This window comes from uncultured Aquimarina sp. (genome assembly GCF_947492405.1).
In the GTDB taxonomy this organism is placed as follows: Bacteria; Bacteroidota; Bacteroidia; order Flavobacteriales; family Flavobacteriaceae; genus Aquimarina.
Map to the genome: position 1 here is coordinate 1,343,213 of NZ_CANLMP010000001.1, position 16,669 is coordinate 1,359,881.

Genomic DNA, 16,669 nt, shown 5'->3' on the forward strand with positions numbered 1-16,669 from the left:
ATATTTAGTAACAGTTAATCCAGCTTAAATATATCATTCATTGAAAAAGACTTTAACTTTTTATCCAAATTTAACTCTTCTTAAAAACAAATCTAAATCCATCAGGATTATGCTATTTGAAATCACAATTAGCAATATTACAATACGCATAAACCAGAATTCATTTAATCAAAAACTAGTTATCAGATAAACTATGGAATCCAAACCCCTAGATCCAAAAGGAAAATTATATTTAATACCAACCAGATTAGGCGATGATGTACCTCTGGAAGTATTACCAATATCTATAAAAAAAGTTTTAGAACAGGTTAATCATTATATTGTTGAAAATGAAAAACCAGCAAGAAGGTTTATAAAAAAAGTTAGCCCGAGCAAATCTCAACGCTCACTTATCATTCATTCAGTTAATAAGTATACCGACGCTTCAGAAATACCTAACTACCTAGCTCCATGTCTTAATGGAGAATCCATTGGTCTTCTTTCTGACGCAGGATGCCCTGGAATTGCTGATCCCGGTGCGGAAGTAGTACGGTTAGCACATGAAAAAGGAATTCAAGTAACACCTTTGGTCGGACCATCATCCATATTTTTAGCTATGATGAGTAGTGGTATGAACGGACAAAATTTTTGTTTTAACGGATATCTTCCAATCGACAAAAGCGAAAGAAAATCTACTATAAAATCTCTTGAGAAAAACTCTTTAGAAAAGGATCAGGCACAAATATTTATCGAAACTCCATATAGAAACGATAAAATGCTTGCAGATCTCGTATCTATTCTAAATCCAGGAACTCGATTATGTATAGCCAGCGATATTACACTAACCACAGAATATATTGCCACTAAAACTATTGAAGAATGGAAAAACGAACAAATAGAGCTACATAAGAAGCCTACAATATTTATTATCCAAAGAGATTTTTGATGTTATAAAGCCTAGATTTAAGCTTTTGCCTTTCTATTAGGAACTACAAATGAAGTATCAAATCCAGCGAAACGTTTCATATAGTAACGGATTGTTGTACCAAATGCATCTGCAAAACCATCTACTCCACCACTACGCAAATATTTTTTAACAGCACCAGGCCCTGCAAGATGTGCTGCAGCTAATACTCCAGATTCAGTAACAACAATACCATTCATTCTCTTACCTACAAACCATTTTAAGTCTCTACGTAAAATCCATTTATTCCTAGAAAGGTTCGCATAAAAAGCTTTCTCTTGAAGTTCTGGATTATTAAGAAAAGTATTTTTGTTTTTTATTCCGATCATCGCAAGGGTTCCAATACCAAATTGATATTTACCCATATACCCAAATTGATTTACAACTCCATAATCCCCTCTTGATTCCTTAAAAGCTAAGGCTTCTTTAAAACCAACATAAGATTTACCTAATTCTGGGTAAATAAAATTGTCTAACAAATCATCTTCTACCTCGTTAAAGTTAGGAGCGATATAATAGAGATCTAAACCAGCAGTGCTGTATGAGCCTAAATCTGTGCGATTTTTTGGTGTAAAACTTACTAAAACGATTCCCCCGATTGTAAGAATTACAAAAAGTCCAATTATCCTTTTTATCATATAAAAAATTTCTAAGTAGACATCAAAAAGACGTTCCCCTCTACTTAAATTTTTGCGGTGCAAATATACAGCTTTTTTTTAAACAGAACAGCATCAGTTGTTAAATTTATTATAATGCTGAAAAACAGCATTTTACATTAAAATAAACGTTAAAATTCGATAAAAAAACACCTAAAAAGTCTTAAAACTTGTATTTGAACGTCAAATAGCTGGTTTTAATCGATAAAAAGTAAAAAGCAAGTGCGATGAGTAATTCACAAGATTTCAAACGATATTGTTAATAAATAAATAGAAAATATTCCTAAAACGAGAAAAAAACTTATTTTTTTCCTACAAAAAACCGAGTGAATTCTAACGTTTTACTCCTTGTTTATTAATCCAATTTACATACTGCTTTTTATTCCTGGCATGCTGAGCTAAAGTCTTAGCAAATTTATGGTAGCCAAAATTTTCTACATTAGCTACAAAGAAGTAATAGTCATGCTTTTCATGATTCAAAACGGCATCAATAGAAGAAATATCGGGCATCGTAATAGGCCCTGGAGGTAAAGTTTTATATTTATAAGTATTATAGGGACTATCTAGCTCAAGATCTTTATAAAGTACTCTTTTTATAACAGCATCCCAATCATTTTTATGTTTTTTGAGCGCATAGATAACGGTAGGATCCGCATCCAACTTCCATCCATTTTTATAACGATTCATATACACCCCAGCTACTCTTGGACGCTCATCTACCTTAGCGGTTTCTTTTTGAACAATCGAAGCAACTGTGGCCACCTCATTAAAAGTTAAACCAATATTCTTAGCCTTTTCCTTTCTTTTATCATTCCAAAAACGCTTATATTCCTTTAACATACGATCTCTAAACTGTTCTGCCGATGTGTTCCAAAAAAATTCATACTTATTTGGAATATACATTGCTAAAGCATCATCAATCGTAAAACCTTTCTCTTTAATAAAAACCTCATCCTTAAAAGCATTAACCAACGATATACTATCTGCTTCTATTTGTTGCGCAACTCTACCTGCTAGATTCTCTAATCTTTCTTGATTATTAAAACTCAACTGAATTGGGGTGTTTTTACTTCTTAAAAGATCGACAAGTTCATTATTATTTAAATCTTTCTTTAAAATATATCTTCCAGCTTTTACTTTATTAGTATATCCTTTTTTATTAGCTATTTTATCAAAACTTGAAGTATTTTTAAGTAAAGGATATATAATTTTTCTAAATTCAGGATATGTGGTTCCAGAAGGAATATAAACCGTAGTCGTTTCCGTTTCGAAATTTGTATTCGGAGAAAAAACTGCTTGATATACATAATACGCAAACAATCCACCTACAATTAATCCTATTACGGCTATTAACAATAATAATTTCTTAATGTACATATATAAGTTGATATAAAAGTTCATCCTTGTAGACACCATCCACAAGGTTCCATTCTTTTTTTATTCCTATTTTTTCAAAACCCTCCTTTTCAAACAATTTGATGCTAGCTACATTATCCTCAGCAATGTTGGCATATAATTGATGTAAACGAAGATGCGTTTTACCATAATTTTTAATAAGAGCCAAAGCTTCTTTTCCATAACCTTTACCTCGATGTTCTTCTTCTGCAATAAGAATACCTACACCTGCCCTATTGTGAGTTGGATTAAAATCAAATAGATCAATAAGCCCAAGCGCAGCTTCATCATAAGAACATATTACTAGCCGTAACTGTTTAGCGTCATAAATGTCTTGATGTGCATTCTCTAAATATTGCTTTATCAAAAACCTTGAATATGGCGTTTGCGTAGTACTCATCTCCCATATTCGTTCATCATTTTCAATTAGATAAACAAAATCAAGATCTTCTGGCTCTAATGCTCTTAAATAAATATGCTCACCCTTAAGTGTTAACATGTAATTTCTCCTTTAAAAACTTGTTCTGCAGGACCTATAAGAAATATATCTTCATACCCATTAGCAGTCTCTCTAAAAGTAACTTTTAATTTACCTCCTAGCGTTTTAACATTCACTTGTTCTTTATCAGTCATCTTTGTTGTATACATAGATAACGCTACAGCAGTTACTCCTGTGCCACAAGATAAAGTTTCATCTTCCACTCCTCTTTCATATGTCCTTACCGAAAACAAATCTTCTCCCGCTTTCTCTACAAAATTAACATTACTTCCTGTTTCGAAATATGGCGCTCCATTTCTAATTTCGCGTCCAATATTTGTAACATCGAAATCAACTAAATTATCAACCATGGTGACGTGATGAGGAGAACCAGTATCTAAAAATAAATGAGAATCGTATTGCTCTACCTTCGAAACATTCTGCATTTGCAAATAAACCAGCCCATCTTTAATTTCTGCTTTGTGTTTTCCATCAATAGCCGTAAATGTAGCTGTATCTTCTATAACTCCTAGAAATGCTGCAAATGCCACCAAACATCTTCCTCCGTTACCGCACATAGAACTTTCATTACCATCTGCATTAAAATATACCATAGTAAAATCATCCTCCTCATTTTCAGGGAGTTCTAATAACATCAAACCATCTGCCCCTATTCCAAATTTTCTATCACAAAGTCTTGCAAAAAGTTTGGTATTATTTTTGGACAAAATTGACTGTCTGTTATCAATGATTACAAAGTCATTACCAGTTCCTTGATATTTATAAAAAGTAAGGTTCATTATTCTTATTCAATTATAAAGAGCAAAGGTACAAAGAAAGTAACCATATTATTGTTGTTAATGGCGCGTTAAATATCAAAAAAAAATATACTATAATTGTAATTTTAATAGTTATAAAGAGTCTATTATATAGTACTAGTCAAATTAAACAAAAAAAGAAAAGAAGATGAAAAGATTTTTGAGCTTATTGGTTGTCGCTATTTTAGCAGGTGTTGTGACATTAGGAGCATATAAGGCATTTTTGGAACCTGACAGCATTGTCATTAACAAACCTGAATACACACCAAAAACATCCTTCATTCCGGCAACATATAATGCCACGAATTTAAATACCGCAAATATGAATGCGGATTTTACAATAGCAGCAGAAAAAACTGTAAATGCAGTAGTCCATGTCAAACAATATGGAATTACTAAAACTCCAAGAAATCTTATGGAGTATTTTAGAAATGGTGGAACTACAGAAAGAAGAATCCAAGGAGCCGGTTCTGGAGTAATCATTACAGAGGATGGATATATAGTAACTAACAATCATGTGATAGACGGCGCAACTGATCTAGAAGTAACTTTAAACAATAATAAATCCTACAAAGCAGAAGTAATTGGTACTGCACCTCAATCTGACATTGCTTTAATCAAGATTGATACCAACGAAAAATTAACCTACATTCCTTTTGGAGACTCTAATAGCGCTAAAATAGGAGAATGGGTTCTGGCTGTTGGTAACCCTTTTAATTTAACCTCTACGGTAACGGCTGGTATCATTAGTGCAAAATCCAGAGATCTGAATGAATATGATAGTAATTTCCAATCTTTTATCCAGACCGATGCGGCAATAAATCCAGGAAACAGTGGTGGTGCCTTAGTAAATATTAAAGGAGAATTAATCGGAATTAACACGGCGATCACCTCTCAAACAGGAAGTTATGTAGGATATGCTTTTGCTGTCCCCTCTAATAATACTCGTAAAATTGTAGAAGATATTTTAGAATTTGGAGATGTTCAGAAAGGAATACTCGGGATAAATGGAGATAATCTAACTTCCGAAATTAAAGCCAAATATAATTTAAAAGAGACTCAAGGTGTCGTTATCACAAATGTAGGAGAAGACAGTGGTGCCAAAAAAGCTGGACTTAAAGTTGGAGATATTATCAAAGAAATAGATGGTATAAGAATTAAAAAATTCTCTGACCTCACTGGTTATGTGAACACCAAAAATCCTAATGATATAATTAACGTAAAAATTAAGCGCGACAGCGGTGAACTAAATTTACCCGTAACACTATCCAAATATGTAATCCAACGATATAATATTGAAGATGTTGGTGTAGAAGTAGCTAATCCAAACCCAGAATACCTAAAGAAATTCAACCTGGATCACGGAGTAATCATTAGTAAAGCACTAAGCCAAAAAATGCAACGCTACAATCTGGAAGGATTAATCATCAGTGAAATTGATGGTAAAAAAGTTAAAAATGTTTTACAGGTAAAACAGATTATAGAAAGTAAATATCCTGAAGAAGATATCACTATTAGCTTAATAGATCGAGATGGAGAAAAACGTGAATTTGTTTTCCAGAATTAAGCATGACACCTTATAAAATCAATGATCCCATTACTCACGAAAAGTAATGGGATTTTTTTATTAAAAAAGCTTTACGAAAACGTTTGAAATTCATACTTTTGCGCGAAATTTCAAGATTGTAAAACACAACACATTATGAGTTCTAACGAAGTTTATGAGAAAGAACTTGCCTTTCAGGCAGACAGACGCCGCGCAACAGTGGCTTTCATTAAAACTGTAAGTGATTTATGGTACGATAATTCTATCGAATTAGTATTGTTTCGAAATCAGTTAATTGATAAAAACGTAAGTGAAATTCTTAATTTACACGAATACGCGGGTGAGTTTGTTCAAAAACCAATTTCAATTTTTGACTCTGTAGAAATTGCCCAAGCCATTAAATTAATGGACTTACCTCCTGCCAAATTAGATATTGGTAAACTTACGTATGAGTACCATCTTGCTGGTAATGAATTTGATTCTGCAACTAGTTTTGTTATGAACAAATTAAAGGACGCTAAGAAGTTTAAAAACATTTCTCCTAAAGATGTGGTCCTTTATGGTTTCGGACGTATTGGACGTTTAGTAGCGCGAGAACTCATGACTATTACTGGAAAAGGAAGTCAATTAAGGTTAAGAGCTATTGTAACCAGAGGATCTATCACCGAAGAAATTTTAGAAAAAAGAGCTTCGTTATTAAGAAATGACTCCGTTCATGGTGAATTTGCTGGTTTAGTAGAAACCGATATAGCAAACAGTTCTTTGATCATCAATGGAACTACTGTGAAAATTATTAGTGCCAATAACCCTGAAGATATCGATTATACTTCTTTCGGAATTGATAACGCATTATTAATAGATAATACTGGAGCATTTAGAGACAAAGAAGCTTTAAGCCGACATTTAATCGCCAAAGGAATTGATAAAGTTTTACTTACTGCACCAGGAAAAGGAATTCCAAACATTGTACACGGAGTAAATCACAAAGAACATAATCCAGATAAAGTAAATATCTTTTCTGCAGCATCTTGTACTACCAATGCAATTACTCCAATCCTACAAGCCGTAGACGAAAGCTTTGGAGTTATAAATGGTCACTTAGAAACTATACATGCATATACTAATGATCAGAATTTAGTAGATAATATGCACAATAAGTATAGAAGAGGTCGTGCTGCCGCTTTAAACATGGTAATCACTGAAACAGGAGCTGGAAAAGCAGTTTCTAAAGCATTGCCAAGTTTCGAAGGAAAATTAACTTCTAATGCTATAAGAGTACCTGTACCTAATGGATCTCTAGCAATTCTTAATCTAAATCTAGATAAGAAAGCATCTAAAGAAAGTATGAATTCAATTATTAAAAAATATGCTTTAGAAGGGAACCTGGTAGAACAAATCAAGTATTCTTTAGACAATGAATTGGTTTCAAGTGACATTGTAGGTTCATCTGCTCCATCTATATACGATAGCAATGCAACCATTGTAGATGCCAAAGGTAATAATGCAGTCCTATATGTATGGTATGACAATGAATATGGATATAGTCATCAAGTAATTAGATTATCAAAATATATTGCCAAAGTAAGGCGCTATACATATTACTAGAAAATACAATTATGTATTAAAATTAAAAAGACTGTCTTTTCGGACAGTCTTTTTAATTTTAATACACTTGTCAATCTATTTCTAATTTTAAGTTTTCATAAAATAAGGTTATCTCTTACCAAATTGTCTCTACAAAAAATAACACATAGAATTATTAATCAATTCTATGATTATTTCGGAGAAGCATATCAACATTTTGATTTAATTTAAAACTCTATAAACACAACTATAAGATATACACATTAAAACTTTTAAATTATTTACAATATCGTATCTTTATTAGCGTTAAAATTAATTAAAGACTGACGTAAAAAAGAATAAAGCTTTTAGAATAATGAATAACTTCATTTAGCAAGTATTATGAAGTTTATTTCATCAAACTTAAGGTTTTAATCAACCATTAAAAACAATTAAAATTCACACATGAAATTATCAAAGTACCTATTAGTTTTAATAGCTCTATTCCCCATTTTTGAAACCATTCAGGCACAAGAAGAGAATCTAACAGCAGAACAAGCGTTACAACAAGAAAATATTCAAACTCAATTTGATGTTGTAATCAAAAAATCTGGTAGATATCAAGAATACAAGGTAGTAAAACGTGTTTGGCTTGATAAGTTAAAAGGAAACACCATCGATTCCCTTAAAACCTTAGAAGCTAAATTAAATAGCTCTAATCAAAAAATTACTGAACAACAAACTTCTATATCAAATCTGGAAACTTCTCTAGCAAAAACAAATGGAGATCTTTCTGCTGTTACTGAAGAAAAGGATAGTATGACTTTTCTTGGTATGTCATTTACTAAAGGTAGTTACAAAACGATGATGTGGGCTATTGTTGGAGGACTTTTAGCACTATTAGCTTTCTTTGTTTTTAAATTTAAAAATAGTAACTCAGTTACCATTCAAGCTAAAAAAGCTTTAGCAGAGACAGAAGCAGAATTCGAAGATCACAGACGTAGAGCTTTAGAAAGAGAACAAAAAGTAATGCGTAAACTTCAGGATGAAATCAACAAACAACGTAAAACCGGAGCTAAGTAATACCAATTTTCTGGATTATTAATGTATTGTTTTGCATCTTTGCAAATCTTAATTAAAAAAGATGCGAATAGATATAATAACGGTGGTACCTGATATTTTAAAAAGTCCTTTTGAAGCTTCCATTATGAAGCGTTCTATAGAAAAAGGATTAGTAGAAGTACATTTTCATAACCTTAGAGATTACACCACTGACAATTATAAACAAGTGGATGACTATCAATTTGGTGGTGGTGCGGGTATGGTCATGATGGTAGAACCTATTGATAAGTGCATCTCTGGCTTAAAAGCTAAAAGACAGTATGATGAAGTTATTTACATGACTCCCGATGGAGACACTTTGAATCAAGGAATCGCGAATCAACTGTCATTAAAAGGTAATTTAATTATCTTATGCGGGCATTATAAAGGTGTAGATCAAAGAGTTAGAGATCACTTTATTACAAAAGAAATATCAGTCGGAGATTATGTTCTTTCTGGAGGAGAATTAGGTGCTCTAATTTTGTGCGATGCAATTATCAGACTTATTCCAGGCGTGCTAGGCAATGAAACTTCTGCATTAACAGATTCATTTCAAGACGATTTGTTAGCACCGCCTATTTACACTAGACCAGCAGACTATAAAGGATGGAAAGTTCCAGAAGTACTTACATCAGGAAATTTTCCGAAAATTGAAGCTTGGCGAGAAGAACAAGCGTATCAAAGAACCAAAGAACGTAGACCAGATTTGTTGGATGATTGATTAGTATGATTTCTGTTTATTTATCTTGATAAAACTTAATTTAAAATCAACTATACTTAACTGAAATTCAATAGCGTAACAAAGTTGTTTTCCACAAAAAGAATAATCATAAAAAATACTTGCAAATAATTAAATAATACTTATTTTTGCAGCCTGATTGAAATAACCTCTGGCGAGAATCGTGAATGTTGTTTTAATAAAACATAAGTAAACTATCTCAAAAATGGAAGATTTAGTAAAATTCGTACAAGACGAATTTGTTACAAGAAAAGAATTACCTGAATTTGCAGCAGGTGATACAATCACAGTATATTACGAAATTAAAGAAGGAAACAAAACACGTACACAGTTCTTTAGAGGAGTTGTAATCCAAAGAAGAGGTTCTGGTTCTAGTGAAACTTTTACAATCAGAAAAATGTCTGGAACGGTAGGTGTAGAACGTATTTTCCCTGTAAATTTACCAGCACTTCAGAAAATTGAAGTTAACAAAAGAGGTAAAGTTCGTAGAGCACGTATATTCTACTTTAGAGAACTTACTGGTAAAAAAGCCCGTATTAAAGAAAAAAGAAGCTAATTCTTACTTCTTACACCATACAAAAGGTTGCCAAATGGCAGCCTTTTTTTATGAACAAAAGTTAATAACTATAGTTCATAACCAGTTGATAACTAAAACTATACAAAAAATTGATCCATCAATCGATTTTCCCTATTTTTATAATAGAAATGATATAGTAATATCGAGATGACACAAGGATTCTAGATAGGTATTTTTTCTAAACACGTTCTTTGAACATTTACATAAACCATCTTAAGATTAGGATAAATATAAAACGAAAGTTATTTTTTTGAGTACATCGTTGAAATAAATTTAAGGGTTCTCTTTAAAATCATTTCAGAATGAAATTCAAAAGAAAAAATTAAGTTTTGACACCTTTTTAATTTTAAGTGGCATTGGACTATTCGGATAAAAAAACTAAAAATTACATTCGTAATTTAGATACAAAAGTGTTCGCAATAGTCTCCCGAGTAGTATTTAGGTTAACATCGTATTTTCTTTTATAAATTTAAATCTACTCAAAACAGAAATAAAAACATTGGTATAAACTAACGAAAGTTATTATTTAATAGCGGGTAAAACAGCTAACAATCTTATTATTTCTGGACAAAAGCCATATCAAGGTATTCGTATTATGATATGGCTTTTTATTTTTTACAACTATTCTTAAATCAGGCAACTTTTTTTTACGACTACCATTTTTTATACCCTATCTTTTTTAAAGATTTATAATTCAATTCCTTTAACGCAAAACTAACAATATACAGGTTGCATTTACCTCGCTATATTCGTATCTTCGCGCTCGGAAAATCTTACTGCAAATAATATTAAATAACAGATAGTGTTCTGCCAAAAGAAAAAGAGAGGCTACTATTATTTGCCCAAGAAAAGTTAAACGACTAATTATTTCCTTAATAGACAGTATAATACATAGGACATCCAACCGCAAGGCTACATAGATTTCCTATTAAAATCAAAAAAATATGGGAATTGAATCCTCAAAAATTGTTTACACAAAAACTGATGAAGCACCTGCATTGGCTACCTATTCTTTTTTACCGATTGTAAAAAGATTCACTAAAGCAGCCAGTATAGAAATAGAGACTAAAGACATATCTCTTGCAGCGAGAATTCTAGCAGTTTTCCCAGAGAATCTTTCGGACAAACAAAATCAAGCTAATGCTTTAGCAGAACTTGGTGAATTAGCATTAAAACCAGAAGCTAATATCATCAAGCTCCCAAATATTAGTGCTTCTGTTCCTCAGTTAAAAGCTGCAATAGCTGAGTTACAATTACAAGGTTTCAATATTCCTAATTACCCAGAAGAACCTAAGGACGATGCCGAAAAAGAAATTAAAGGCAGGTATGATAAAATTAAAGGTAGTGCAGTAAATCCTGTTTTAAGAGAAGGTAACTCTGATCGTAGAGCTCCTAAACCTGTAAAACAATATGCAAGAAAGAACCCTCACGCTATGGGTGCTTGGAGTAGTGACTCTAAAACACATGTAGCAACAATGAATAGTGGTGATTTTCGTTCTAACGAAAAATCTGTAACCGTAACTGAAGCAGGAGATGTAAAAATTGAATTTGTAGATAACAATGGAAATACTACGGTTTTAAAAGAAAAAACCGCCTTACTTGCTAGTGAGATCATTGATGCCTCTGTAATGAGTAAAAAAGCATTGATTACGTTTCTAGAAGAGCAAATTGCAGATGCTAAAGATAAGAACGTGTTATTTTCATTACATATGAAAGCAACTATGATGAAGGTGTCTGACCCTATTATCTTCGGACATGCTGTAGAAGTTTTCTTTAAAGATGTTTTTGCAAAACATAATGAAACACTAGAAGAAATTGGTGTAGAAGTAAATAATGGTTTCGGAGATCTTGTTAATAAGCTAAAGAAAATACCAGACGCTACTAAAAGAGCCGCTATCGAAGCTGATATAAAAGCATGTTACGAAAACGGACCCAAATTAGCTATGGTAAATTCTGATCAAGGAATTACCAATCTTCATGTTCCTAGTGATGTGATTATCGATGCTTCTATGCCGGCTATGATTCGTACTTCAGGTCAGATGTGGGATGCCGATGGTAATACTCAAGATACCAAAGCGGTTATTCCGGACAGTAGTTATGCAGGAATATATCAAGAAACTATAGATTTTTGTAAAAAACACGGTGCTTTTGATCCAACCACTATGGGAACCGTTCCTAATGTAGGTTTAATGGCTAAGAAGGCAGAAGAATATGGTTCTCATGATAAAACTTTTGAGATCAAAGGAAACGGATCAGTACGTGTTGTAGATGCTGCTGGTACTGTTTTAATTGAACACGCAGTAGAAGAAGGCGATATTTGGAGAATGTGTCAAACCAAAGATGCTCCGGTAAAAGACTGGGTAAAACTTGCTGTAAGTAGAGCTAGAGCTACTGGTACTCCAGCGGTATTCTGGTTGGATAAAAACAGAGCACACGATACTAGTTTAATCGAAAAAGTAAACAAATATTTACCAGAGCACGATACAACTGGACTTGATATTAGAATCATGTCTCCAGTAGAAGCTACCAGGTTCTCTTTAGAAAGAATAAAAGATGGAAAAGATACAATTTCTGTAACAGGAAATGTATTACGTGATTATAACACAGACCTATTCCCTATTCTAGAACTAGGAACTAGTGCCAAAATGCTATCTATTGTTCCATTAATGAATGGTGGAGGTTTATTCGAAACTGGTGCTGGTGGATCTGCTCCTAAGCACGTACAACAATTTAACAAAGAAGGTCACTTACGTTGGGATTCTCTTGGAGAGTTTCTAGCATTAGCCGTATCTTTAGAACACTTAGGAGAAGCTAATAACAATCAGAAAGCTTTAATAATAGCTGAAGCATTAGACCAAGCTACAGAAGAGTTTTTAGAGAATAAAAAATCTCCTTCTAGAAAGGTAAATGAATTAGATAACAGAGGTAGTCATTTCTATCTTGCTCTGTATTGGGCCCAAGCACTTGCAGAACAAAATAAAGATGCAGATCTTCAAACAGAATTCAGTTCAATAGCGAAGCAACTATCTGATAATGAAACCACAATAATCCAGGAATTAAACGATGCTCAAGGAAGTGCTGTAGATATGGGTGGTTATTACTGGCCAGATGTTACTAAAGTAGCTAATGCAATGCGTCCTAGCGAAACATTGAATAAGATTATAGACTAAGCATAGTCTTTTACATAAAAAAGCGCCATATAAAGTATTTTATATGGCGCTTTTTTTATAAGATTTTGCGTTCAAAATGTTTAAAAACAACGTGCTGCGAAACAAACAAAAGATTTAAAATTGTTCAAATAAAAAATGTTTAGTTTTACCAAAGAAAGTAATACCAGCTTTTTAAAAAAATCAAAACTTTTATAGACCAGTAAACCCATGTTACAACTTGTTAAATCATTCAGACTTTTTAGTTTCATATTTTTAGTAGTCATAATATCTTGTAATGAAAAGAAAACAGATACAATTGATAAAACTAAAACAGAAATAAATAGAGAACAAGAAAAAACCTTATTCACCTTAACAGACCCTAAAGAAACTGGTTTTTATTTTGTCAACAAGCTTAAAGAAAATGAAACATTTAATATTATAACGTACGAATATATCTATGGCGGTGGCGGTGTTGCAGTTGGAGATATTAATAATGATGGATTACCTGATGTTTTTCTTTCGGGAAATCTATCTGGTGGAGGACTGTTCTTAAATAAAGGGAATTTAAAATTTCAACAGATTTCTAAAACTGCCGAAGTATTGCATGCTGGTTTTAGCACTGGAACTTCCATGATAGACATCAATAATGATGGTTACCAAGACATATACATCTGTCGTTCTCTAGCTGGAGAACCTGAATTAAGAGAAAACATTTTACTTATTAATAATCAAGATCTTACTTTCACAAATAAAGCTGCAGAATATGGCCTGAATGATCAGAGTTTTTCTAACCAAGCTTCTTTTTTTGACTATGATAATGATGGGGATTTGGACATGTATCTACTTAATCATCGTGTAGACTTTGTTGATGCTCAAAATATAAAAACAACTAAAGATAAAACCGGGAATACCATATTATATAAAGATACTAACTATGAAGATGTTAGTGATCGGTTATATAGAAATAATGGAAACGGTACATTTACGGACGTTACTAAAAAAGCAGGTTTACTCAATAGAGCCTTTGGCTTAAGTGTTACTCCTACTGATATTAATAAAGATGGATGGACTGATCTTTATGTAGCTAATGATTATTTAGACAAGGATCATTTTTATATAAATAATGGAGATGGATCATTCACCGATGCTATAAGCGACATGTTTTTTCACATGAGTAGAAATTCCATGGGATCCGATATTGCTGATTTTAATAATGACGGACATTTAGATGTAATTAATTTAGACATGATGGCAGAACATAACTATCGTCAAAAACAACTAAAAGGTCAGAGTCCATATGATTTGTATCATATTGCTGTAAAGTTTGGATTAGGTCATCAAGTAATGCGCAATACATTGCAACTAAACAATGGTAATGGTACTTTTAGTGAGATTGGTCAGTTATCAGGAATATCACATACCGATTGGAGCTGGACACCTTTACTTGCCGATTATGACAATGATGGCTTTAAAGACCTCTTTATCTCTAATGGGTTTTATAGAAATATAACCGATATGGATTTTTTAAAATATGATTCTAATACGGCTATTGCATCAGGAGGAGGTGCTAAGAAGTTTAACAACATGAAGTTATTAAATCTAATATCTTCCACACCAGTTGCAAATTATATTTATAAGAATAATGGTGATCTTTCATTTACCAAAAAATCAACTTCCTGGGGATTTGATAAACCTTCATTTTCTAATGGTGCAGTATACGCAGATTTAGATCAGGATGGTGACTTGGATCTGATTACTAATAATTTTAATCAAGAAGCATTTTTATATAGAAACAATAGTAGAGAACTAAAATCTAACAACCATTATCTATCTGTTCAGTTAAAGGGCAACAAAAATAACGCTTCAGGTATTGGCGCTAAAGTAACGATTACCACTGGAGATGGCATACAATATCAAGAATGTTCTCCATATAGAGGATACCTTAGTTCAGGAGAATCCATTTTACATTTTGGAGTAGGATTAAACAAAAATATTACTTCGGTATCAGTAGTATGGCCGAATGGTAAACACCAACAACTAAATAATATTGCTTCTAATCAACGTATCCAATTAAATATTGAAGATGCAATCGATAAACCTACTGTAGAAAAAGTTGAAAAAACTTTACTAATTAAGGCTAAAAACACTTTTTCTCCTGAATTCCAGCATCAAGAAAATGATTATATCGATTTTAAACAAGAACCGTTACTAGAACATAAACTATCTAATAAAGGTCCTTTCATATCTAAAGGAGATATCAATAATGACGGATTAGAAGATATATATATAGGTGGCGCAAATGGATACTCCGGAACTTTGTATGTTCAAAATAATCAGGGTAAATTCATACAAAAGAAAATTAAAGCATTTGAAACAGATAAAACTTATGAAGATGCAGAAGCTCTTTTTTTTGATGCAGATGCTGATCAAGATCTTGATTTGTTCGTAGTAAGTGGTGGTTATGCTTCAGCATATAATTCACCCTTATATCAGGACCGATTATATTTAAATGATGGAGCAGGTAATTTTAGTAAAGCCGAAAATGCATTACCAAAGAATTTTAAAAATGGAACCTGTGTTACAGCACATGATATAGATAATGATGGAGATCTGGATCTTTTTATAGGTGGTGGAGCTAAGCCTCTATCCTACCCTATTGAAGAGCAAAGTCAATTACTTATCAATAATGAAGGTAGTTTTACAAATGCTACCAATATGTTGCCGAATAACGGAAATTTAGGAATGGTTAATGATGCTATTTGGATGGATTATGATACCGATGGAAATAAAGACTTAATTCTGGCAGGAGAATGGATGCCTATTACTATTTTAAAAAATAATAATTCGAAATTTACTAAAATTACAGAGCAAGCTGGTCTTTTAAAAACTGCTGGGTGGTGGAATACTATTACTGCAGCGGATATAGATAAGGATGGTGACCTAGACTTGATCGCTGGAAACCGTGGTGAAAATTCATTTTATAAAGTTTCAGAAGATCAACCAGGTACTATTTATGCCAAAGATTTCGATGGTAACGGTCGGATCGATGCATTTCCTTTTTATTATTTCAGTGATGGAAAAAGTTATCCTAAACATGTGTTAGATGAAATTGCCACACAATATCCGGATATTAAAAAGAAATTTAGGAGGTATCATCAATATTCGCAAGCAACGCTGGATTCAATATTTTCAAAAAAAGAATTGGAAGGAGCTCTGCAATTATTAGCACATACCTTTAGTAGTGCTTATTTTGAAAACAAAGGTAACGGAACATTTGAAGCTCACAACTTACCCAAATCAGCTCAATTCTCTGAAGTTCACGGTATTTTACCCATAGATATGAATAAAGATGGAAACCTAGATCTTATCGTAACTGGAAATAATTACCATACCGATGTAGAAATGGGACGCAGTGATGCAAGCATAGGCTCCGTATTATTAGGTGATGGAACTGGTAATTTCCAAGCTATTCCTGCTCATAAAAGTGGTTTTTCGGTAATTGGAGATACTCGCGGTATCGTTATGCTACAGAAAAAAAATAAAACCTTAATTCTAACTCTATGTAACGAAGGAAACTTACAATATTTCACCAATGACTGATTTATAAAATACATCTTACAATAAATTAAAGCCTATGAATTAAAGTATTTATAGGCTTTTTTTATTTTTCTCCATAAAAAAACAAACATGATGCAACCTTTTAC

Annotated in this window: 12 protein-coding genes; 8 read left to right on the top strand and 4 right to left on the bottom strand. The window is 32.5% G+C overall.

The genetic code is table 11. The features are described 5' to 3' along the window. Window positions 1-193: 193 nt before the first annotated feature. Window positions 194-925, top strand: a complete 732-nt coding sequence (locus Q0829_RS06030) for an SAM-dependent methyltransferase (protein WP_298541072.1) — start codon at window positions 194-196, stop codon at window positions 923-925. Between the two features lie 17 nt (window positions 926-942). On the opposite strand, the gene Q0829_RS06035 is transcribed toward Q0829_RS06030, so the two are convergent. The 4 genes from Q0829_RS06035 to dapF all read right to left on the bottom strand — a co-directional run bounded on the left by Q0829_RS06035 (window position 943) and on the right by dapF (window position 4,272). After that, the gene (locus Q0829_RS06035; RefSeq protein ID WP_298541074.1) at window positions 943-1,581 is read right to left on the bottom strand and encodes a peptidoglycan-binding protein LysM; all 639 of its coding nucleotides are present in this window, start codon (window positions 1,579-1,581) and stop codon (window positions 943-945) included. Between the two features lie 351 nt (window positions 1,582-1,932). Further along, window positions 1,933-2,976 carry an endolytic transglycosylase MltG gene (gene mltG, locus Q0829_RS06040; RefSeq protein ID WP_298541076.1) on the bottom strand — a complete coding sequence of 348 codons (1,044 nt, stop codon included), beginning with the start codon at window positions 2,974-2,976 and terminating at the stop codon, window positions 1,933-1,935. Next, a complete protein-coding gene (locus Q0829_RS06045; RefSeq protein WP_298541078.1) occupies window positions 2,966-3,493 on the bottom strand; it encodes a GNAT family N-acetyltransferase in 528 nt (175 codons plus the stop codon). The genes mltG and Q0829_RS06045 overlap by 11 nt, the downstream gene beginning before the upstream one ends. Beyond that, window positions 3,487-4,272 (bottom strand): diaminopimelate epimerase, encoded by a 786-nt coding sequence (dapF, locus tag Q0829_RS06050; RefSeq protein ID WP_298541080.1) that lies wholly within the window; start codon window positions 4,270-4,272, stop codon window positions 3,487-3,489. Before dapF ends, Q0829_RS06045 begins: the two co-directional genes overlap by 7 nt. A gap of 166 nt (window positions 4,273-4,438) precedes the next feature. Between dapF and Q0829_RS06055 the strand changes: the two genes are divergently transcribed. The 7 genes from Q0829_RS06055 (at window position 4,439) to Q0829_RS06085 (ending at window position 16,565) form a co-directional block, all read left to right on the top strand. Further along, entirely contained in the window at window positions 4,439-5,857 is a 1,419-nt protein-coding gene (locus Q0829_RS06055; RefSeq protein WP_298541083.1) for a trypsin-like peptidase domain-containing protein, read from the top strand. Window positions 5,858-5,992: 135 nt separating this feature from the next. Continuing rightward, window positions 5,993-7,441: a glyceraldehyde-3-phosphate dehydrogenase gene (locus tag Q0829_RS06060; protein WP_298541085.1), complete on the top strand. Its 1,449-nt coding sequence runs from the start codon at window positions 5,993-5,995 to the stop codon at window positions 7,439-7,441. Window positions 7,442-7,864: 423 nt separating this feature from the next. Continuing rightward, window positions 7,865-8,482: a tRNA (guanine-N1)-methyltransferase gene (locus Q0829_RS06065; RefSeq protein WP_298541087.1), complete on the top strand. Its 618-nt coding sequence runs from the start codon at window positions 7,865-7,867 to the stop codon at window positions 8,480-8,482. 61 nt (window positions 8,483-8,543) lie between these two features. After that, entirely contained in the window at window positions 8,544-9,221 is a 678-nt protein-coding gene (gene trmD, locus Q0829_RS06070) for a tRNA (guanosine(37)-N1)-methyltransferase TrmD (RefSeq protein ID WP_298541089.1), read from the top strand. Between the two features lie 223 nt (window positions 9,222-9,444). Continuing rightward, on the top strand, window positions 9,445-9,795 hold the full coding sequence (gene rplS / locus Q0829_RS06075) for a 50S ribosomal protein L19 (RefSeq protein WP_298541091.1): 351 nt from the start codon (window positions 9,445-9,447) through the stop codon (window positions 9,793-9,795). A gap of 965 nt (window positions 9,796-10,760) precedes the next feature. Then, window positions 10,761-12,986 carry an NADP-dependent isocitrate dehydrogenase gene (locus tag Q0829_RS06080; protein ID WP_298541094.1) on the top strand — a complete coding sequence of 742 codons (2,226 nt, stop codon included), beginning with the start codon at window positions 10,761-10,763 and terminating at the stop codon, window positions 12,984-12,986. Window positions 12,987-13,193: 207 nt separating this feature from the next. Next, entirely contained in the window at window positions 13,194-16,565 is a 3,372-nt protein-coding gene (locus Q0829_RS06085) for a VCBS repeat-containing protein (protein WP_298541097.1), read from the top strand. Window positions 16,566-16,669: the final 104 nt, after the last annotated feature.

Bases quoted from the DNA above. Each gene is read 5' to 3' on its own strand.
- Q0829_RS06030 (WP_298541072.1), top strand. From the start codon at position 194: ATGGAATCCAAACCCCTAGATCCAAAAGGAAAATTATATTTAATACCA.
- Q0829_RS06065 (WP_298541087.1), top strand. From the start codon at position 7,865: ATGAAATTATCAAAGTACCTATTAGTTTTAATAGCTCTATTCCCCATT.
- Q0829_RS06060 (WP_298541085.1), top strand. From the start codon at position 5,993: ATGAGTTCTAACGAAGTTTATGAGAAAGAACTTGCCTTTCAGGCAGAC.
- Q0829_RS06055 (WP_298541083.1), top strand. From the start codon at position 4,439: ATGAAAAGATTTTTGAGCTTATTGGTTGTCGCTATTTTAGCAGGTGTT.
- rplS (WP_298541091.1), top strand. From the start codon at position 9,445: ATGGAAGATTTAGTAAAATTCGTACAAGACGAATTTGTTACAAGAAAA.
- trmD (WP_298541089.1), top strand. From the start codon at position 8,544: ATGCGAATAGATATAATAACGGTGGTACCTGATATTTTAAAAAGTCCT.
- mltG (WP_298541076.1), bottom strand. From the start codon at position 2,976: ATGTACATTAAGAAATTATTATTGTTAATAGCCGTAATAGGATTAATT.
- Q0829_RS06045 (WP_298541078.1), bottom strand. From the start codon at position 3,493: ATGTTAACACTTAAGGGTGAGCATATTTATTTAAGAGCATTAGAGCCA.
- Q0829_RS06085 (WP_298541097.1), top strand. From the start codon at position 13,194: ATGTTACAACTTGTTAAATCATTCAGACTTTTTAGTTTCATATTTTTA.
- dapF (WP_298541080.1), bottom strand. From the start codon at position 4,272: ATGAACCTTACTTTTTATAAATATCAAGGAACTGGTAATGACTTTGTA.
- Q0829_RS06080 (WP_298541094.1), top strand. From the start codon at position 10,761: ATGGGAATTGAATCCTCAAAAATTGTTTACACAAAAACTGATGAAGCA.
- Q0829_RS06035 (WP_298541074.1), bottom strand. From the start codon at position 1,581: ATGATAAAAAGGATAATTGGACTTTTTGTAATTCTTACAATCGGGGGA.